The organism is Streptomyces sp. A5-4 (assembly GCF_051131715.1).
In the GTDB taxonomy this organism is placed as follows: domain Bacteria; phylum Actinomycetota; class Actinomycetes; order Streptomycetales; family Streptomycetaceae; genus Streptomyces.
In genome coordinates this window covers 915,485-932,853 of the sequence record NZ_CP178591.1, presented here as the reverse complement: position 1 = coordinate 932,853, position 17,369 = coordinate 915,485, and the positions used below count along the sequence as shown (strand labels likewise).

The window sequence follows — 17,369 nt, the reverse complement described above, 5'->3', positions numbered from 1 at the left end:
TCCCCGAGCGGTTCGTCGCTGCCCGCGTGCGGAGTCGAGTGACCACCAGTCCCGTCTTCACGCGGAGAAGTCACATGCGCAGCTCTTCCTCCCTGTCCATCGGTCTGCCCGCAGGTCTGCCCACCGGGCGCGGCCTGCTCTACCTGATCTTCGCCGGTGTCGCCTGGGGCACCGCGGGGGCAGCCGCATCCCTGGTCTTCCTCCTCAGCGACCTCGGGCCGCTCGCCCTGTCCTTCTGGCGCTGCGTCGGGGGCCTCCTGTTCCTGCTGCCCGCCTGCCTGCTGCGCTCCCGAGTGCGCCGGGCAGCCGCGCACACCGAGCCGCGCGGGCGGCGCGTGACGCGCATCCTCGTCACCGGACTCGGGCTCGCGGTGTTCCAGAGCGCCTACTTCGCCGCTGTACAGGCGACCGGTCTGGCGGTCGGCACCGTCGTCACCCTGGGCGCGGGCCCCGTGCTGATCGCACTGGGTGCCCGGCTGACCCTGGGGGAGCGACTGGGGCGCGGCGGGATCATCACGATCGTCGGCGCGCTCGTCGGGCTCGCCGTGCTGGTGCTCGGCAACGACGGCGGCACGGTGCGCCCGGTTGGTGTGGCCCTCGCGGTGCTGTCGGCCGCCGGGTACGCGGCCATCACGTTGCTGACGCGCCGGCTCGGACGTGACGGGGGCGGGGCCGATCCGGTCGTGACGACGGCCTGGGCCTTCGTGATCGGGTCGCTCACCCTGCTGCCGCTCGCGGCGGCGGAGGGCCTGCTGCCGCACGGGGCGGAACTCGCGCGGGTGGTCTGGCTGATGGCGTACGTCGCCGCGGTGCCGACGGCCCTCGCATACGTCCTGTACTTCGCCGGAGCGGCCGTCGTGCGGTCCGCCACCGTCTCGGTGATCATGCTCCTCGAACCGGTGAGCGCGGCCGTGATCGCGGTTGTCCTGCTGGGGGAGCGACTGACCTGGGCCACCGCGGTGGGAACGCTGCTGCTGCTCTCGGCGGTGGCGGGACTCGCGGTCGCGGAGGCGAGGACCGCCGCCGCGACACGTCGGGCCGCGGTCCCCGTACGGGTCTCCGGAAGCGACCTCAGGATCTGACGGTCCGCCCCCGGCGGCCGGATTCTCGGGCGCTACGCGCGCGTGGGGCCCGAAGTGCGGCGGCGCAGATGATGGGCGTACGCCGCCGAATCGTGCGCCCCCGCCCGCTCGGCCAGACCGGCGGCCGTCCGCTCCTGGACGTCCTGCGGTTTGTGGCTGCCGTACTTGAACTTGGCCCGCACCCCGGTCACTTCGAGCCGCAGCCCTCGGATGCCCGAGAGCATCCGGCCGTACGGCGCCGCACCGACGGTCGCCGGCGCCGAGCCGCCCTCCGGCTGGAAGTGGCCGACCTGGAGGTTCAGCAGATCGGCCTTCCGCGCGGGGTCGTCGACGAGGTGGGCGGTGCAGCGCAGTTGGACGGCGGCGTAGAAGCTGGTGGGCACCCCGTGCTCGGGCGGGGTGCCCACCGGTGCCTGCCAGGGGCCGGGGACGAAGGTGTAGTCGTCCACGACGCTCAGCAGGACGTGCGGATCGGCCTCGACGGCCTTCCACAGCGGGTTCGGGCGGGCCAGGTGGGCGATGATCTCGCCGTGCGTGCCCGGCTCCGGGTCGTACACGAAATGCATCGGCTGGACGTACGGGGCCTCGCCCGGCAGTCCGTTGACGGCCAGTTGTCCGAAGTCATGGGTGGCGAGCCACCGCTGCCACTCGTCGTCGTCGAGCGGTGTGTCCCACGGGTGGATCAGCACGTCAACTCCTCACAGGGTGGTCAGGTAGTCGGGCAGTTGGACCGCCGGGTCGAGATCGGCGGCGGGAATAGGCGCACCGTAACCGCGGACCAGTGGGACGACGCCCGTCCAGTGCGGGAGCGACGTGTCCTCCGGCTCGTCGTTGGGGCCGCCGGTACGCACCTTGGCGGAGACCTCGTTCAGGTCCAGGGAGAGCACGGCGGTGGCAGCGAGCTCCTTGCCATTGGCGGGCCGCGAGTCGTAGGAGCGGCCGGGGACGACATGGTCGACGAGCGCGTCGAGCGCGGTTCGCCGCTCCCCCTCGTCCCGCACCTGGTGGGCGATGCCGTGGACCACGACGGAGCGGTAGTTGATGGAGTGGTGGAAGGCGGAGCGGGCCAGCACCAGGCCGTCGACATGCGTCACGGTGAGGCACACGGCGAGACCGGGATCGGCCTGGCCGGCCATGCGAAGCGGGCGCGAGCCGCTGGATCCGTGCACATAGAGGCGCTCACCGACCCGGCCGTAGAGCGTGGGAAGGACCACGGGTGCGCCGTCCCGGACAAAGCCGAGATGGCAGACGTAACCCTCGTCGAGTATCGCGTACACCAGATCCTGGTCGTACGAAGCGCGCTCCTTGGCCCGGGTGGGTACGGTGCGCCCGGTAGGCGGGTAGGAGATGGTCTCCGGCATTGCGTTCTCCATTGCACTAGTACATAATATTGATTGTGCTAGGAGAATATAGGATCAGCGGGCGGCGCGCATCGGAGATTGCCGCGAGTGTGGAGCGCGCGGTGGGTTCGGGGGAGCTCTCGCCCGGCCAATCGCTGCCGCCCATGCGGGAGTTGGCCGGCGATCTGGGGGTGAATCCCAATACGGTCGCGGCCGCGTACCGCACCCTGCGCGAGCGCGGGGTGATCGAGACCTCGGGCCGCCGGGGCAGCCGGGTCCGCCCCCGGCCCGCGAGCACGGCCCGTGAGTCCATCCGGGTCGACGTCCCGCCGGGGGTGCGCGACCTGGGCAAGGGCAACCCGGACCCCGCCCTACTGCCGCCTCTGCGTGAAGCGCTCGCGGCTGCGGCCGGGCACAACGAGGGTCGGCCCGGCCTGTACGGACAGGAGCCCGTCGACCTGGAGTTCGCCCGGCTCGCCCGGGACGCGTTCGACGCCGACGGAGTGCCGGACGGTCCCGTCGCCGTCACCTCGGGGGCGCTGGACGCCATCGAGCGCGTACTGGCCGCGCACCTGAAGCCGGGTGACGCGGTCGCCGTGGAGGATCCCGGGTGGGGCAGTCTGCTCGACCTCATCCCGGCCCTCGGGCTGCGGGCCGTCCCTGTCGCGCTCGACGACGACGGGCCGCTGCCCGGCGAGGTCGAGCGGGCCCTGCGCGCGGGAGCGCGGGCGGTCGTGGTCACCGACCGGGCGCAGAATCCGACCGGCGCCGTGGTGGGCGCGGCGCGCGCCGCCGAGCTGCGCACCGTGCTGGCCGCGCACCCCGGGGTCCTGCTGGTCGAGGACGACCACGGGCACGGCATCGTCGACGAGCCGCTGAGTCCGCTCGCCGGGGTGACGGACAGCTGGGTGTTCGTACGCTCCGTCGCCAAGGCGTACGGCCCCGATCTGCGGATCGCCATGGTCACCGGAGACGCGGTCACGCTGGACCGGGTGATGGGCCGCCAACGTCTCGGTCCCGGCTGGGTCAGCAGGCTGCTGCAGCGGACCGTCGTGCACCTGTGGGCCTCCGGGGCGGTGGACGCGGCGGCGGTCGCGCGAGCATACGGGCTGCGGCGCGACGCCCTGGTGGCGGCCCTGGAGGAGCGGGGGATTGAGGCGTACGGGCGCAGCGGAATGAATGTGTGGGTGCCCGTGCCGGACGAGACCGGCGCGGTGGCGCGGCTGCTGCACGCCGGCTGGGCCGTCGCGCCGGGGGCGCGCTTCCGGATGGCCGCGCCCCCCGGCGTACGGCTCACGGTGTCGACCCTGGCCCCGGAGGACATCGCTCCGCTCGCGGACGCGGTGGCATCGGCGACCGGTCCCGCGCCGCCCGGTCGGCGCTACGACTGACGGGCGCGCGGGCCGCGACCGGACGTGCTCGCTACGGTCGACGGGCGCCGGGGAGGCCGCGGTCGCGCGGTCGGCCCCGGCTCTGGGTGAGGGCGGCGCCCGCCAGCACGATGACGGCCCCGACGGGTGTGTTCCACCCCAGGTGTTCGCCGAGGACCGCGACGCCCGCGACCGTGGCGATGACCGGGATGAAGTAGGTGACCATCTGTGCGGTCGTCGGGCCGATCTCGGCGACCAGGCCGTACTGGAGAAGCACCGCGAGGCCGGTCCCCAGGGCGCCGAGCCCCACCACGGCCAGCAGCGGAACCATGGGGAACGAGGTCGGCAGGGTGGTGAAAAGCGGTGTCACCAGGGCCAGTTGAAGCGTGGCGCTGAAGAGCTGCGCACCGGTCATCGAGAGGTTGGAGTCCTTGCTGCCCGCCAGGGTGCGGCGGACGTAGATCCAGCCGATCGGATAGCTGAGAGACGCGAGCAGTGCCATCGCCGTGCCGCCGAAGTCCAGCCCGGAGAAGCCCTGCCAGGCTCCCAGGACGGTCAGCACGCCGATGAACCCCAGGCCGAGCCCCGCGACACGGCGGCGGGTCGGCCGGTCCTCGGACAGCGCGACCATCGACAGGGCCATGCCCCACAGGGGGGATGTGGCGTTGCAGATGCCCGCCAGGGTCGAGGGGATCGTCAGCTCGGAGTAGGCGAACAGCGAGAACGGCAAGGCGTTGAGGAAGAACGCGGCCACGGTGAGATGGGCCCAGGTGCGGGCTGAGCGTGGCAGCCGCTCTCGCTTCACGGCCATCGCCACGGCGAGCATCGCCGTACCGAACAGCAGCCGTCCGAACGTGACTTGGAAGGGTGCGTAGGCCTCGGTGCCGACCTTGATCAGCAGGAAGCTGAAGCCCCAGATCAGCGAGAGCACCCCGAAACGGATGCGCCAGTCCACCACCGGACGCCGGGTGGGGGCGGTGGGAGCGGAGGCGGAGGTGTCCGGCTGGGTTCTGGGCGAGGTCGTGGAGCTCATGGGGTCAACCTTCGCGTGGGCCATCTCTTAGCACAAGCAAGATTATTTTGGCGGCATCGCTTAGCATTGCTTACATGTTGAATCTGGAGCGCCTACGCACCCTGGACGCCCTGGCCCGCCACGGCTCGGTCAGTGGAGCGGCCGAGGGGCTGCATGTGACGACGTCCGCCGTTTCGCAACAGCTGGCGAAGCTGGAGCGCGAGGTCGGTCAGCCGCTGCTGGCCAAGAACGGCCGCGGCGTCCGGCTCACCGACGCCGGACGCTTGCTCGCCGACCATGCCGAACGCATCCTCTCGCAGGTCGAACTGGCCCAGTCGGACATCGAGGCCCAGCGCGGCCGGGCCGTCGGTGAGCTCCAGATCGGCGCGTTTCCCACGGCCGCCCGCGGGCTCTTCCCCGCGGCGCTCGCCGCCCTGCGTGCCGGTCACCCGCAACTGGACGTCAGGTCGAGGGAGATGGAGCCCGCGGAGGCGGTACGCCGTGTCGTGCGAGGAGACCTCGACCTGGCGGTCGTGCTCGACTGGTACAACAAGCCGCTGCCGATGCCCGACGGCCTGGCCAAGCGGGCCCTCCTCGACGACCCCGCCGACGTGGCCATGCCCGCGGACCACCCGCTCGCGGACCGCGCCGAGGTGAACCTCGAAGACTTCGCGGACGACGAGTGGATCACCTGGCCCGAGGGGGAGTTCTGCTGCGACTGGCTGCTGTTCACCCTGCGGGGCAAGGGGGTCGAGCCCCGCGTCGCGCACGTCGCCGAGGAGCACGCCACGCAACTGGCCCTGATCGCTTTCGGGCTGGGGGTGTCCGTGACGCCGAGGCTGGGGCGTGGCCCGGTGCCGCCCGGGGTGCGGGTCGTACCCGTGCGGCACGCGATGAGCCGGCATGTGTACGCCGTCTGGCGCGCCGACGCCGACCGGCGGCCGTCGATCCGTGCGGCGGTGGACGCGCTGGCCGAGGCCGCGGCGACGCTCTCCGACTGAGCGCCGCCGGCCCGCCCACCGCTCGCCGGCCCGCCCGACTGTCGGTCCGCGTGCTTGTGTGCTCGCCCGTCAGGCGTCGCCGAGCTTGCGGAAGTCCCACGAGGCGATCGCGTCCGGAGTCAGCCGCAGCCAGGCGTGCCGGCCGTCGTGCGGCATGACCTCCATTCCGAAGTACTTCCGGGTGAACAGGTCCTCGGGCACGCCGAGTTCCGGGCAGGCCTCGCCGGTGCGCGGGGCCTCGCCCACGAAGACGGCGTCGCCGGAGAGCTCGACGCCGCGCAGGTCGCCGTACTCCACACCGTCGTCGACGACCACGGCGAGCCGTGGGTCCTGGGTCAGTTGAGCCCAGCGGCGGCTGCGGGTGATGGAGTAGAGCCACAGCGAACCGCCGTCCCACACGAACCACAGGGCCCCGATGTGCGGTCGTCCGTCGGCGGACACGGTGGCCACCCGGCAGGTGCGCTGATCGGCGAGGTAGGTGTCCCGCTCCGCCTCGGTCATCATGATGCGGCGGCCTCGGCGCTGTGTGGCGACCATGCGTCGTCCCTCCCATAGCTGACTGTGTGTCAGGAGGAGGATGCGGTCTCTTCCTTCACGACGCAATGGCGGTTAGCCTCACGCGCCCGGTCCGGTCCGACCCGAGGGGGAGCCTTGCCGTCCTACGAACAGCTCGTGGAGCAACTCGACCCGGCGACAACCGTGTTGCTCACCGTCGAATGTCAGCAGGGTGTCGTGGGCCAGGACAGCGCACTGCCCGAACTCGCCAAGGAGGCCAGGTCGTCGGGCGCGCTCCAGAACGTCGCGCGGCTGGTGGCGGGGGCTCACGAGACCCGCGTGCAGGTCCTGCACGCGGTGGCGGAGAGGCGCCCGGACGGGCGTGGGGCCAATCACAACGCGCGACTCTTCCGCGCCGCCGCGCGCCTGCCCGTTCAGCAGCTCTCCGGTACCAAGGCGGTGCGGGTCGCGGAGCCGGTCGAGGTCTGGGACGAGGACTTCGTCGTACGCCGGCTCCATGGGCTCTCGCCGCTCGCCGGTACGGACGTCGACGCCCTGCTGCGCAACCTCGGTTGCCGGAACCTGCTGGTCACGGGAGTCTCGGCCAATATCGCCATTCCCAATGCCGTCTTCGACGCGGTCAACCGCGGCTACACGGCCGTCGTGCCGTCGGACGCCATCGCCGGGGTCCCCTCGGACTACACCCCCGCGATGGTCCGCAACACGCTCGCCCTCGTCGCCACGATCACCACGACGGACGCGGTCCTCGGCTGCTGGAAGGGGCCGCGTCGGGGCGCGAGCGCCTGATCGGACCCTCGGGACCGCTCGCCCGTCAGGCGAGGGTGATCGAGTCGCCCTCCACCTTGATCTGCACGGCGGGCAGCGGCTTGGTGGCCGGGTCGTGGGTGACACTGCCGTCCGCCACGGCGAACTGACTGCCGTGACACGGGCAGTTGATCATACCGTTCTTGATCGTCGTCACGGCGCAGCCCTGGTGGGTGCACTTGGACGAGAAGGCCTTGAACTGGCCCGCTGTCGGCTGCGTGACGACGACGCCCTGATCCGCGAAGATCTTCCCGCCGCCCTCCGGGATGTCGGCGGTCTTGGCGAGTACCTCGCCCGCGTCGGCGCCGTCCTTGCCCGGCACCGGTTTCTCGACCGCGGTGTCCGAGGCGTTGTCCGAGTTTCCGCACGCGGTCAGTGCGGTGGCGAGCCCAACGGCGCCCACCGCGGTGACGATCGTGCGGCGCCCAAGCATTCGGCCGGACTCCTGAGATGTGGTCATGTCGGCATTCCCCTTCCACTGCTGGCTATGTGATGTTGTACGCGCGCCAAGGGCATCGTGTTCAGAGGCCGAGCGACTTTTTGAGGAAATCGAGCTCCAGTAGCAGGAACGTGTCGGCCACTCCCTCCCCGGCGACCATATGCCCCGTCCCGGAAAGCGGCAGCACGGTGTGCGGCCGGCCGGCGGCGAGCAACGCCCGGGACAGGCGCAGCGTGTGCGCGGGAAACACGTTGTCGTCCGCGAGCCCGTGCACCAGCATCAACGGCCGGGTCAGCCGGCCCGCGTACGGGAGGAGCGAGGAGCGCTCGTAGTTCTCGGGCTGGACGTCCGGGTGCCCCAGGAAGCGCTCCTCCCAGTACGTGTCGTACAGCCGGCGGTCGCTCGGCGCGGCGCCCGCGACCGCGGCGTGGAAGACATCGGGCCGGTGCAGCACCGCGCCCGCCGCCAGATAGCCGCTGAACGACCAGCCACGGATGGCCACCCGCTCCAGGTCCAGGACGTCGTAACGCCCGGCCGCCGCGTGCAGCGCGTCGATCTGGTCGTCCAGTACGGGGCCCAACCGGTCGCCCAGGATGGCCCGCTGCCAGTCCACGCCGCGCCCCGGCGTGCCGCGCCCGTCCGTGACCAGAACGGCGAAGCCCTGCTCGGCGAACCACTGGCACACCGCCGTGTGCCACGTCCTGGCCCTGGTCACCACCTGCATGCCCGGTCCGGCGTACGGGCTGAGGAGCACCGGCAACCGGCCCGAACCCGTCTCGTACCAGGACGGCAGGTGGAGCCGGGCGCGCAGTTCCCGTGCACCAAGGGTGAGGTGGAGTGGGCGGGGCGCGACCAGCGGTTCCTCGGTGAGCACCGCGATCCGGCCGACGGCGGCGCCGTCCCGCAGGACGGTCACCTGCCGGCCCTCGGGCATCCTGCTGTCGACCACGACCGTGCCGCCCCCGGCCGCGGCGGTGTGCACCCCCGGTTCGTCCGTCAGCCTGACGAAGCCGCCGCGCGGATCGTGCGACCAGACATGGACCTCGGTCGGCTCCTCGCTCGCGGTGAACCACACCCGTTCGCCCACCGCGCCGAGCACCTCGCGGACCTGCAGTCCGGCCGGGCTGTGGGCGTCGCCGATCCGGATTCCCCGCGCGTCACCGCGCGGCGAGGGCTCCACCCGGAGCCCCGACGCGGTGTGCAGCGGTGTGCCCGGCGGGAACTCCACCCACCCGGGGTCGGTCAGTCGCGACAGTGGCTCGAAGGCGCCGGTCAGCGGGTCGATGCTGCCTGTCCAGGCCGTGCGCTGGTCCCGGCTCTGGAGGCTCGCGACGGGACCGTGGCCCTCCCAGGAGGCGGCGACGACGTACTCGAATGCGGGGGCGTTCCAGACGCCCGGCGGGGCCTCCTCCTGCGGCGCTTCGGGCGGCAGCCGGACGGGAGTGCGCGAGCCTTCGACCGTGACGAGGTGCAGCGAGGTCTGTGCGTTGGCCGTGCCCGCCGCCGGGTAGCGGACCGCGCGGGGAGCCGTCGCCGGGTTCGCCGGGTCGGCGACGTACCAGCGGCCGACCATCGATGTATCGACACGGCCGACGAGCAGCGCGTCGCTCCCGGGGGACCACCAGTAACCGCGTGACCTGCCGATGGATTCGGCCGCGACATGATCCGGCAGGCCGTACGTCACATCCGGGCCCTCCGGCTCCGTCAGCGGCCGGTCGTCCGTCCCGTCGGCGTGTACGACGCGCAGGGCGCCCCGGGCGACGTACGCGATCAAGGCGCCGTCCGGTGAGGGGCGCGGGTCCACGACGGGGCGCGCCGTGGGAATGAGGCGGGGGGCGCTCACGTCCGTCCGCACGCCCCAGAGCTCACCACCGGTCGCGTACACGGCGAAGCGCGCCGCGCGGTCCGTCGCGTACGCCGCGACACCCGGACCGGTGAGGGCCCGTTCCTGCCCGGCCTCGTACAGCCAGAGCCTGCTCGCCGCGTCCGTGCCGCTGTCCGTACGGACGAACAGCACGCGTTCGCCGTCGGGCGAGACCGTGAAGCTGTGCGGCGCGCCGAGCGAGAAGCGGCGGGTGCGCGCGAACTGGGGCGGGAAGCCGTGGAGATCCATGGGACACCCTAACGACCTCGGGGGCGCCGGAAGCCCGCGCGCTATTGCCCACGAGGCCGTAAGGGCTGTCCGGCAATCCCGGGCGGGCGCAGGGTGACAGCTATGGCACATCACTGCGTTGTCGGAACGACCGAGTACGCCCAGTACGAGGGTGCTCCTCCGCCTTGCGACGCACCGCACCTGTCGCCGCACGCTGATCCACCAAGGATCACGGGACAGCCCTTGGACAGGCGAAATGGACTGAGCGAAAAGGTCGCTGGGCCGTCGGCTCGGCCTTCGGGTGCCGCGTCTGGTGACGATGCAGCTCGATGCAGCCATCGGCCTCGGCGAGCCCGACCAGGAGGTCCAAGAGCTGCTCAAGGCGAGAGGCACCTGACCCGCTCAACTCGACCGCAGATCAGGGAAGGAGAGCGCCGCACCACCATCCGGAGCCGCGGAACCTAGACGCAGCCGCAGTGACACGCGAGGACCCCACCCGACACCGGGAACGAAAGGGTGAAGCAGACGCCCCACGCGGCGGCAAACTCCACTGATGAGTCGACGTTAGCCCGCGTCATAGACGAAGAGGCTCCGCGCGAATTCGTCGAATTCGTCGATGTTCGCCGTGATCCAGCCGATGTCCTCGCCGATGGTCCGTACGATCACATCGCTGCGCCAGGCGTAGTTGATCGAGCAGCACCGAGTCCGTCGCTCACGGCGTTCAGGGTGTCGTTGTCGCCGAGCGCCTTGTCTCCGCAGTCCGCCGCCGTACCGCCGTACGCCGCGCCCATGGCGGTGTAGTAGGCGGCGTCACCGCCGACCTTCGTCCCGGTCGAGACGCCTTCCCCGAAGAGCCTCTTGTTCTGGTTGCGAGTCGGCAGCCGAAACTCCCCAGATCCTCCCCCGACTTGAAGGCAGGAGTGTTCGCCTCCTGGGAGTTCGGGAGCGCCCCTTGGATCACAAGGTGCCCGTGCCCTATAGCCTGGCGAAATGCTCACCGAAGTCACAGCGACCCGCTACGTCACGCCCCTGCGTGAGGGCGGCTCGCTCCCGGGGATCGTCGAGGCGGACGATCTCGGTACGTACGTCATGAAGTTCACCGGGGCGGGGCAGGGCCGCAAGACCCTGGTCGCGGAAGTTGTCTGCGGTGAACTGGGCCGTCGGCTCGGCCTTCGGGTGCCGCGTCTGGTGACGATGCAGCTCGACCCGGTCATCGGCCTCGGCGAGCCCGACCAGGAGGTCCAGGAGCTGCTCAAGGCGAGCGGCGGGCTGAACCTCGGGATGGACTACCTGCCGGGCTCGATCGGGTTCGACCCGCTCGCGTACGAGGTGGACGCGGCCGAGGCCGGCCGGGTGGTCTGGTTCGACGCTCTGATCAACAATGTCGACCGCTCCTGGCGCAACCCCAACATGCTCGTCTGGCACAAGGACCTGTGGCTCATCGACCATGGCGCCACCATGATCTGGCACCACAACTGGCCGGGCGCGCAGGCCTCGGCCGCCAAGCCGTACAACGCGTCGGACCACGTACTCGCGCCGTTCCGCCCGGACATCGCCGCGGCTGCCGCCGAACTGGCGCCGTTGGTCACCGAGGCGCTGCTGACCGAGGTGGCCGCCGATGTGCCCGACGAGTGGCTGGTCGACGAGCCCGGCTTCGACACCACCGACGCGCTGCGCCGCGCGTACGTCGAGGCGCTGCTCTCGCGTGCCGCGACGATTCATGAACGGATCTCGCTCGACGCGCCCGCCGAGGACCGGCCCTCGCAGGCGCCGGGCTGGCTGACCGAGCACCTCGCGCCGTGGCCGCACCCGACGAAGAAGCACAAGGACGGCGACAAGTGACCCAGCGGCGCGATGTTTTCGAGTACGCGCTGCTGCGCGTGGTGCCACGCGTGGAGCGCGGCGAGATGTTCAACGCGGGAGTGCTGGTCTACTGCCGGGCCAAGTCGTTCGTGGCGGCCAGGACCCATTTGGACGAGGCGAAGCTGAAGGTACTGGACCCGCGGGCAGACGTCACGGGCGTACGGGCCGCGCTGCGCGCCGTCGAAGGCGTCTGCGGGGGCGGTGACGTGGCCGGGCAGGCGGCGGGTGACGACGCGGGCCGGCGCTTCCGCTGGCTGATCGCGCCGCGCAGCACCGTCGTGCAGCCGGGGCCTGTACACACCGGGCTCACGGCCGATCCGCAGGCCGAGATCGACCGCCTGCTTGAGCTGCTCGTGCGCTGATCGGGTGCCGTGCGGCGGCGCCGGGCCATTGTGACGTGCGCTGCTGATTCCTCGGGCCGTTGACACCGGGTGCCATGGCTTCTAGCGTCACGTCTGCTGAAGACTAAGCGGTTGCTCAGCGATCGGGGTGTCCCGGTCGCTTCGGCTGAGCCGCACCCAAGGGCGAGGAGAACCAGCATGTCCACCACCGAGCAGCGCGTCGCGATCGTGACCGGGGCGGCGCGCGGCATTGGCGCCGCCACCGCGGTACGTCTCGCGGCGGAGGGCCGCGCCGTCGCCGTACTCGACCTCGACGAGGCGGCCTGCAAGGCCACCGTCGAGAAGATCACCGCGGCGGGCGGCACCGCCATCGCCGTCGGCTGCGACGTCTCCGACAGCGCCCAGGTGGAGGCCGCCGTGGCGCGCGTCGCCACGGAGCTCGGCGCACCGACGATCCTCGTGAACAACGCGGGTGTGCTCCGCGACAACCTGCTCTTCAAGATGAGCGAGCTGGACTGGGACACCGTGATGAACGTGCACCTCAAGGGCGCGTTCCTGATGGCGAAGGCCTGTCAGAAGCACATGGTGGACGCCAAGTTCGGCCGGATCGTCAGCCTGTCCTCCAGCTCGGCGCTGGGCAACCGCGGCCAGGCGAACTACTCCGCGGTCAAGGCCGGTCTCCAGGGCTTCACCAAGACGCTCGCCAAGGAGCTCGGCAAGTTCGGCGTCACCGCGAACGCCGTCGCCCCCGGGTTCATCGTCACGGAGATGACCGCCCAGACCGCCGAGCGCGTGGGCATGGGCTTCGAGGACTTCCAGGCCGCTGCCGCGACCCAGATCCCGGTGCAGCGCGTCGGCACTCCGGACGACATCGCGAATGCCATCGCCTTCTTCGCCGGCGACGCCGCGGGCTTTGTGTCCGGCCAGGTCATGTACGTGGCCGGCGGCCCGCTCAACTGACCCGCGAGACCGATGAGGCGAGAGACCGATGACGCGAGGGACTGAATCATGACCACTGAGGCAACCGGGGCTCCCGAGGTCCAGGACAGCGGGAAGGTCGCGCTGATCACGGGTGCGAGCCGCGGAATCGGATACGGTATCGCGGCGGCGCTCGTCGCCCGCGGCGACCGGGTGTGCATCACCGGGCGCAACGAGGACACGCTCAAGGAGGCCGTGGACAAGCTCGGCGCAGACCGGGTGATCGGCGTTCCGGGCAAGGCCCACGACGAGGCGCATCAGGCGTACGCCGTCGAGCGCGCCATGGAGGCATTCGGCCGCGTCGACTTCCTGATCAACAACGCCGGTACGAATCCGGTCTTCGGGCCGATGGCGGAGCTCGACCTGAATGTCGCCCGCAAGGTCTACGAGACCAACGTCATTTCGGCGCTCGGATTCGCGCAGCAGACCTGGCGGGCCTGGCAGAAGGACAATGGCGGGGCGATCGTCAATATCGCCTCGGTCGCCGCGGTCTCCGCCTCGCCCTTCATCGGCGCGTACGGCATGAGCAAGGCGGCCATGGTCAATCTGACTCTTCAGCTGGCGCACGAGTTCGCGCCGGGCGTCCGGGTCAACGCGATCGCGCCCGCAGTGGTCAAGACCAAATTCGCCGAGGCGCTTTATGAGGGTCGTGAGGCGGAGGCAGCCGCCGCTTATCCGCTGGGGCGGCTCGGCGTTCCCGAGGACATCGGCGGGGCCGCCGCCTTCCTCACTTCGGACCAGTCGGACTGGATCACCGGGCAGACGCTCGTCGTCGACGGCGGCATTTTCCTCAATGCGGGTGTGGGCTGAGTAAATTTAATCCGGAGTTACGCCGGATTTGAGTCGGAATTGCGCTGGATAAACCTAAGTGCCCTGTCGGATCTGTCCGTTGACCCGGCAGGGCGTTGCGGTATGGTCTGCCGACCCATGGCTGATCGAGGAGCGTGCACGTGTTCAACCGGACCAGATGTCTGCAGTCACTCGCAGCCCTTGCGTCCATATCCCTGCTGAGCGGATGCGGGGTGCTTTCGAGTGACAAGTCCGATTCGGGGCAAAAGCTTGCCGTCGGCACGACGAGCACACCGAGCACCCTCGACCCGGCCGGCGCATGGGACGGCTCCTGGGAGCTCTACCGGAACGTCTTCCAGACGCTGGTGAGCTACCCGAACGGCAGCGCCACGCCGGAGCCCGACGCGGCGGAGAAGTGTGTCTTCGCGGACAGCTCGAACAAGGTCTACACGTGCACACTCCGTGGCGGCCTGACCTTCTCCGACGGCACCAAGCTCGACGCCGCGGCCGTCAAGTACTCGATCGACCGCATCCTCGCGATCGATGCGACGGGAGGCCCGGCGGGGCTTCTGACCAGCCTGGACAAGGTGGAGACCAGCGGCGATCGCAAGGTCACCTTCCGGCTGAACAAGCCCGACGCGACCTTCCCGTTCGTCCTCGCCACGCCCGCGATGTCCCTGGTGAGCCCCGCGGACTATCCGAAGGGCAAACTCCGCCAGGGCAACGCGCTGACCGGTTCGGGGCCGTACAACCTGGAGGCGTACTCGCCGGACTCCGCCGCCGAGCTGGTGAAGAACACGCAGTACAAGGGCTTCGCCGAGCGCAAGAACGACGCCGTCACCATCCGGTACTTCAAGGACTCCGACGCGATGGTGACCGCCCTGAAGACGGGGGAGATCGACGCGACGTTCCGCGGTCTCACCGCGGAGCAGATCGTCGACCTGGAGGGGCAGCCCAAGGAGAAGGAACTCCAGGTCGTCGAGGCGGTCGGCGCCGAGATCCGCTACCTGGTGTTCAACCCCAAGGACCAGGCCGCCCGGAATCCCGCCGTCCGGCAGGCCGTCGCGCAGGTCGTCGACCGCGGCGCACTGGTCGACAAGGTCTACAAGGGCACCGCCGAGCCCCTCTACTCGATGGTTCCGAGCGGCGTCGCCGGGCACACCACCAGCTTCTTCGACGCCTATGGCGAGCCGAGTGTGCCCAAGGCGCAGGACATTCTCGAAGACGCGGGAATCACCGAACCCGTCCCGCTGACCTTCTGGTTCACGTCGGACCGGTACGGATCCTCCACCGCGAAGGAATTCGCCGAGCTGAAGCGGCAGCTGGACGCGTCCGGGCTGTTCCGGATCACGCTCAAGGACCGGCCCTGGAATTCGTTCCAGACGGGCTACCAGAAGGGCGAGTTCCCGGTCTTCGGCCGTGGCTGGGCGCCCGACTTCCCGGACCCCGACAACTTCGTCGCACCCTTCGTCGGTGAGAAGAACGCCGTCGGGACGCCGTACAACACCCCCGAGATCACGGCCAGCCTGCTGCCGCAGTCGCGCCGTGAGAGCGACCGCGCGGCGGTGGCCAAGCAGTTCGAACGGGCCCAGGAGATCCTGCTCAAGGACGTCCGGCTGCTGCCGCTGTGGCAGGGCAAGCTGTACGTCGCCGCCTCCGACGACATCGCGGGCACCGAGCGTGCCCTGGACCCGCAGACGATCATGCAGGTGTGGCAGCTGCACCGGAAGACCAGCTGGTAGCTGCGAGCGGCTGGTGCGGCGGGTGCCGGTCGGTGGGGCGGAGCGGTCGGCCGCGGTCGCTGTCAGTGGCCGCGGGTAGGTTCGTGGTCGAGAACTGATCACTTACCGGAGGTTGTTGAAGTGACCGACACCGACATGCTGCCCGAGTCCTGGCGCGGCGTCCTCGGCGAAGAGCTGCGGAAGCCCTACTTCGAGCAGCTCACCGACTTCGTCGAGGAGGAGCGGGGGCGCGGGCCGGTGTACCCGCCGCGCGAGGAGGTCTTCGCCGCGCTCGACGCCACGCCCTACGACCGGGTGAAGGTGCTGGTCCTCGGGCAGGATCCGTACCACGGCGAGGGGCAGGGGCACGGGCTGTGCTTCTCGGTGCGGCCGGGTGTCAAGGTGCCGCCGTCCCTGCGGAACATCTACAAGGAGATGCACGCGGAGCTGGACACCCCGATCCCGGACAACGGCTATCTGATGCCGTGGGCCGAGCAGGGCGTCCTGCTGCTCAACGCCGTGCTGACGGTGCGGTCCGGCGAAGCCAACTCGCACAAGGGCAAGGGGTGGGAGAAGGTCACGGACGCGGTGATCCGCGCCGTGGCCTCGCGCCCCGACCCGGCGGTGTTCGTGCTGTGGGGGAACTATGCGCAGAAGAAGCTGCCCCTGATCGACGAGGAGCGGCACATCGTGGTGAAGGGCGCGCATCCCTCGCCGCTGTCCGCGAAGAAGTTCTTCGGGTCGCGCCCGTTCACGCAGATCAACGAGGCGGTCGCGGCGCAGGGTCACCGGCCGATCGACTGGACCGTCCCGAACCTGGGCCGGTCCTGAGCCGGATTGTCAGTGGTGGGGTCTAGCGTCGTGATCATCGGAGTAGGCCTTGCGCGATGTGCGGTGACAGGAGAACGCGGCGATGGAGCAGCAGGAAACGTCGGAAGACGCCACGATGACGCGGATCGGCCAGGCGGTCATGCTTCTTCACGCCGGGGACCGCGAGGAGGCCCGCAATCGCTTCGGGGTGCTGTGGGCGGAGATGGGCGAGAACGGCGATGCCTTCCACCGGTGCACGCTCGCGCACTACATGGCGGACACCCAGGACGATCCCGGCGATGAACTGGCCTGGGACCTCAGGGCGCTGGCCGCCGCCGACGGCCTGAGCGACGAGCGGGTCGCCCGGCACGACCCCTCGGTCGCGGTGCGCGGTTTCTATCCCTCGCTCCATCTCAACCTGGCGGCCGACTATCTGAAGCTGCACCGCCCCGAAGCCGCGCGCACCCATCTCGACCGGGCACGGGCGGCGTCCGACGCCCTGGGTGACGACGGATACGGGGACGGGGTCCGGGCCGCGATCGAGCGACTGGGCCGAAGGCTCGTGGACGGGGAGTGAGGCGGGCGCCGGGCGGGGCACTCCGGGGATGCCCCGATCGGATCCCGGGGCGGTATGCCGTCCAAGGAGGCGCCCGGCCCACGCCGGTCGGCGTCCAGGTCAATGCCCGTACGTCTCGCGGCAGATACGGGCCTGGGGGCTGCCGGGCCGCCAGCCTCCGTAGCCCTCACCGAGCGCGCACACGCCCGTCCCCAAGCCGGCCGCCGCACCGGTGGGAACGGGGACGGGCAGGGCCGGCAGGACCCGCGGCGGGCGATCGGCGGCCCTCGGGGGCGCCGCCGGCCCGGTGGGCGCCTGCCGGGGCGGAGCGGGCGCCGGCCGCGCCACGACGGCCCGGCGCGGTGCCTCGTGCTCGGCGCCACCGCCCGGCGGCGTGGGCGACGGCGGGAGCGCGGCGTCCAGTGCCTCCCGGGCCGGCGCCTGCACGACCTGCGGCTGGACGTCCCGGGAGAGCCGCGGCAGCTCCGTCGGCGGTGTGTGGGCGGGCCGCGGCTGGACCGCCACACAACCGGAGACGGCCGAGACCACCACGCCCATCAGGATCAGCGCTGAGGTTTTCGTTCGGTGCATCCGCGCAACTTTGCTGGGCGGGGCGCTGTTTGGGGAGATCGCGGGCGGATTATGGCCCGCACGA

At 70.8% G+C, this 17,369-nt stretch carries 18 protein-coding genes and 1 pseudogene; 12 read left to right on the top strand and 7 right to left on the bottom strand.

All coding sequences use genetic code 11. The annotated features are described in order from the left end of the window. Positions 1–74 precede the first annotated feature (74 nt). On the top strand, positions 75–1,082 hold the full coding sequence (locus tag ACLLJJ_RS04265) for a DMT family transporter (protein ID WP_434587920.1): 1,008 nt from the start codon (positions 75–77) through the stop codon (positions 1,080–1,082). Positions 1,083–1,114: 32 nt separating this feature from the next. On the opposite strand, the gene ACLLJJ_RS04260 is transcribed toward ACLLJJ_RS04265, so the two are convergent. Both ACLLJJ_RS04260 and ACLLJJ_RS04255 read right to left on the bottom strand, forming a co-directional pair. Then, positions 1,115–1,771, bottom strand: coding sequence for an FMN-binding negative transcriptional regulator (locus ACLLJJ_RS04260; protein WP_434587919.1), 657 nt, complete (start codon positions 1,769–1,771; stop codon positions 1,115–1,117). A gap of 9 nt (positions 1,772–1,780) precedes the next feature. Next, entirely contained in the window at positions 1,781–2,443 is a 663-nt protein-coding gene (locus ACLLJJ_RS04255) for a pyridoxamine 5'-phosphate oxidase family protein (protein ID WP_434587918.1), read from the bottom strand. A gap of 35 nt (positions 2,444–2,478) precedes the next feature. Between ACLLJJ_RS04255 and ACLLJJ_RS04250 the strand changes: the two genes are divergently transcribed. Further along, positions 2,479–3,813, top strand: a complete 1,335-nt coding sequence (locus tag ACLLJJ_RS04250; RefSeq protein ID WP_434587917.1) for an aminotransferase class I/II-fold pyridoxal phosphate-dependent enzyme — start codon at positions 2,479–2,481, stop codon at positions 3,811–3,813. Between the two features lie 31 nt (positions 3,814–3,844). Here the strand turns inward: ACLLJJ_RS04250 and ACLLJJ_RS04245 are convergent, their stop codons facing one another. Next, the gene (locus ACLLJJ_RS04245; RefSeq protein WP_434587916.1) at positions 3,845–4,825 is read right to left on the bottom strand and encodes a DMT family transporter; all 981 of its coding nucleotides are present in this window, start codon (positions 4,823–4,825) and stop codon (positions 3,845–3,847) included. Between the two features lie 74 nt (positions 4,826–4,899). Here ACLLJJ_RS04245 and ACLLJJ_RS04240 point away from each other — a divergent pair, with 74 nt between their 5' ends. Next, entirely contained in the window at positions 4,900–5,805 is a 906-nt protein-coding gene (locus ACLLJJ_RS04240) for a LysR family transcriptional regulator (RefSeq protein WP_434587915.1), read from the top strand. 69 nt (positions 5,806–5,874) lie between these two features. Here the strand turns inward: ACLLJJ_RS04240 and ACLLJJ_RS04235 are convergent, their stop codons facing one another. Next, the gene (locus ACLLJJ_RS04235) at positions 5,875–6,342 is read right to left on the bottom strand and encodes a pyridoxamine 5'-phosphate oxidase family protein (protein WP_434587914.1); all 468 of its coding nucleotides are present in this window, start codon (positions 6,340–6,342) and stop codon (positions 5,875–5,877) included. Positions 6,343–6,456: 114 nt separating this feature from the next. Between ACLLJJ_RS04235 and ACLLJJ_RS04230 the strand changes: the two genes are divergently transcribed. Then, on the top strand, positions 6,457–7,107 hold the full coding sequence (locus ACLLJJ_RS04230) for an isochorismatase family protein (RefSeq protein ID WP_434587913.1): 651 nt from the start codon (positions 6,457–6,459) through the stop codon (positions 7,105–7,107). Positions 7,108–7,132: 25 nt separating this feature from the next. Here ACLLJJ_RS04230 and ACLLJJ_RS04225 read toward each other — a convergent pair whose 3' ends face one another. Both ACLLJJ_RS04225 and ACLLJJ_RS04220 read right to left on the bottom strand, forming a co-directional pair. Further along, positions 7,133–7,585 carry a Rieske 2Fe-2S domain-containing protein gene (locus ACLLJJ_RS04225; RefSeq protein WP_434587912.1) on the bottom strand — a complete coding sequence of 151 codons (453 nt, stop codon included), beginning with the start codon at positions 7,583–7,585 and terminating at the stop codon, positions 7,133–7,135. A 61-nt stretch (positions 7,586–7,646) separates the two neighbouring features. Then, positions 7,647–9,677, bottom strand: a complete 2,031-nt coding sequence (locus ACLLJJ_RS04220; RefSeq protein ID WP_434587911.1) for a prolyl oligopeptidase family serine peptidase — start codon at positions 9,675–9,677, stop codon at positions 7,647–7,649. Between the two features lie 256 nt (positions 9,678–9,933). Here ACLLJJ_RS04220 and ACLLJJ_RS04215 point away from each other — a divergent pair. The 8 genes and pseudogenes from ACLLJJ_RS04215 to ACLLJJ_RS04180 all read left to right on the top strand — a co-directional run. Continuing rightward, positions 9,934–10,047 (top strand): annotated as a pseudogene (locus ACLLJJ_RS04215) (HipA family kinase); the annotation flags it as partial. 599 nt (positions 10,048–10,646) lie between these two features. After that, complete coding sequence (locus ACLLJJ_RS04210; RefSeq protein ID WP_434587910.1) at positions 10,647–11,498, top strand: HipA family kinase; 852 nt, start codon at positions 10,647–10,649, stop codon at positions 11,496–11,498. Beyond that, positions 11,495–11,881, top strand: a complete 387-nt coding sequence (locus ACLLJJ_RS04205; protein WP_434587909.1) for a DUF3037 domain-containing protein — start codon at positions 11,495–11,497, stop codon at positions 11,879–11,881. Before ACLLJJ_RS04210 ends, ACLLJJ_RS04205 begins: the two co-directional genes overlap by 4 nt. A 177-nt stretch (positions 11,882–12,058) precedes the next feature. Further along, positions 12,059–12,820, top strand: coding sequence for a 3-oxoacyl-ACP reductase FabG (gene fabG / locus ACLLJJ_RS04200; RefSeq protein WP_434587908.1), 762 nt, complete (start codon positions 12,059–12,061; stop codon positions 12,818–12,820). A 48-nt stretch (positions 12,821–12,868) separates the two neighbouring features. Beyond that, a complete protein-coding gene (locus tag ACLLJJ_RS04195; RefSeq protein WP_434587907.1) occupies positions 12,869–13,648 on the top strand; it encodes an SDR family oxidoreductase in 780 nt (259 codons plus the stop codon). Between the two features lie 140 nt (positions 13,649–13,788). Beyond that, positions 13,789–15,369: an ABC transporter substrate-binding protein gene (locus ACLLJJ_RS04190; protein ID WP_434587906.1), complete on the top strand. Its 1,581-nt coding sequence runs from the start codon at positions 13,789–13,791 to the stop codon at positions 15,367–15,369. Between the two features lie 120 nt (positions 15,370–15,489). After that, positions 15,490–16,179 carry a uracil-DNA glycosylase gene (locus ACLLJJ_RS04185; protein ID WP_434587905.1) on the top strand — a complete coding sequence of 230 codons (690 nt, stop codon included), beginning with the start codon at positions 15,490–15,492 and terminating at the stop codon, positions 16,177–16,179. A gap of 82 nt (positions 16,180–16,261) precedes the next feature. Next, positions 16,262–16,735 carry a hypothetical protein gene (locus ACLLJJ_RS04180; protein WP_434587904.1) on the top strand — a complete coding sequence of 158 codons (474 nt, stop codon included), beginning with the start codon at positions 16,262–16,264 and terminating at the stop codon, positions 16,733–16,735. A gap of 99 nt (positions 16,736–16,834) precedes the next feature. On the opposite strand, the gene ACLLJJ_RS04175 is transcribed toward ACLLJJ_RS04180, so the two are convergent. Further along, positions 16,835–17,305, bottom strand: coding sequence for a hypothetical protein (locus tag ACLLJJ_RS04175; protein WP_434587903.1), 471 nt, complete (start codon positions 17,303–17,305; stop codon positions 16,835–16,837). Between the last annotated feature and the right edge of the window lie 64 nt (positions 17,306–17,369).

Coding starts and splice junctions, on each gene's coding strand:
- ACLLJJ_RS04255 (WP_434587918.1), bottom strand. CDS start 2,443: ATGCCGGAGACCATCTCCTACCCGCCTACCGGGCGCACCGTACCCACC.
- ACLLJJ_RS04245 (WP_434587916.1), bottom strand. CDS start 4,825: ATGAGCTCCACGACCTCGCCCAGAACCCAGCCGGACACCTCCGCCTCC.
- ACLLJJ_RS04180 (WP_434587904.1), top strand. CDS start 16,262: ATGGAGCAGCAGGAAACGTCGGAAGACGCCACGATGACGCGGATCGGC.
- ACLLJJ_RS04240 (WP_434587915.1), top strand. CDS start 4,900: ATGTTGAATCTGGAGCGCCTACGCACCCTGGACGCCCTGGCCCGCCAC.
- ACLLJJ_RS04175 (WP_434587903.1), bottom strand. CDS start 17,305: ATGCACCGAACGAAAACCTCAGCGCTGATCCTGATGGGCGTGGTGGTC.
- ACLLJJ_RS04195 (WP_434587907.1), top strand. CDS start 12,869: ATGACCACTGAGGCAACCGGGGCTCCCGAGGTCCAGGACAGCGGGAAG.
- ACLLJJ_RS04220 (WP_434587911.1), bottom strand. CDS start 9,677: ATGGATCTCCACGGCTTCCCGCCCCAGTTCGCGCGCACCCGCCGCTTC.
- ACLLJJ_RS04235 (WP_434587914.1), bottom strand. CDS start 6,342: ATGGTCGCCACACAGCGCCGAGGCCGCCGCATCATGATGACCGAGGCG.
- fabG (WP_434587908.1), top strand. CDS start 12,059: ATGTCCACCACCGAGCAGCGCGTCGCGATCGTGACCGGGGCGGCGCGC.
- ACLLJJ_RS04265 (WP_434587920.1), top strand. CDS start 75: ATGCGCAGCTCTTCCTCCCTGTCCATCGGTCTGCCCGCAGGTCTGCCC.
- ACLLJJ_RS04225 (WP_434587912.1), bottom strand. CDS start 7,585: ATGACCACATCTCAGGAGTCCGGCCGAATGCTTGGGCGCCGCACGATC.
- ACLLJJ_RS04210 (WP_434587910.1), top strand. CDS start 10,647: ATGCTCACCGAAGTCACAGCGACCCGCTACGTCACGCCCCTGCGTGAG.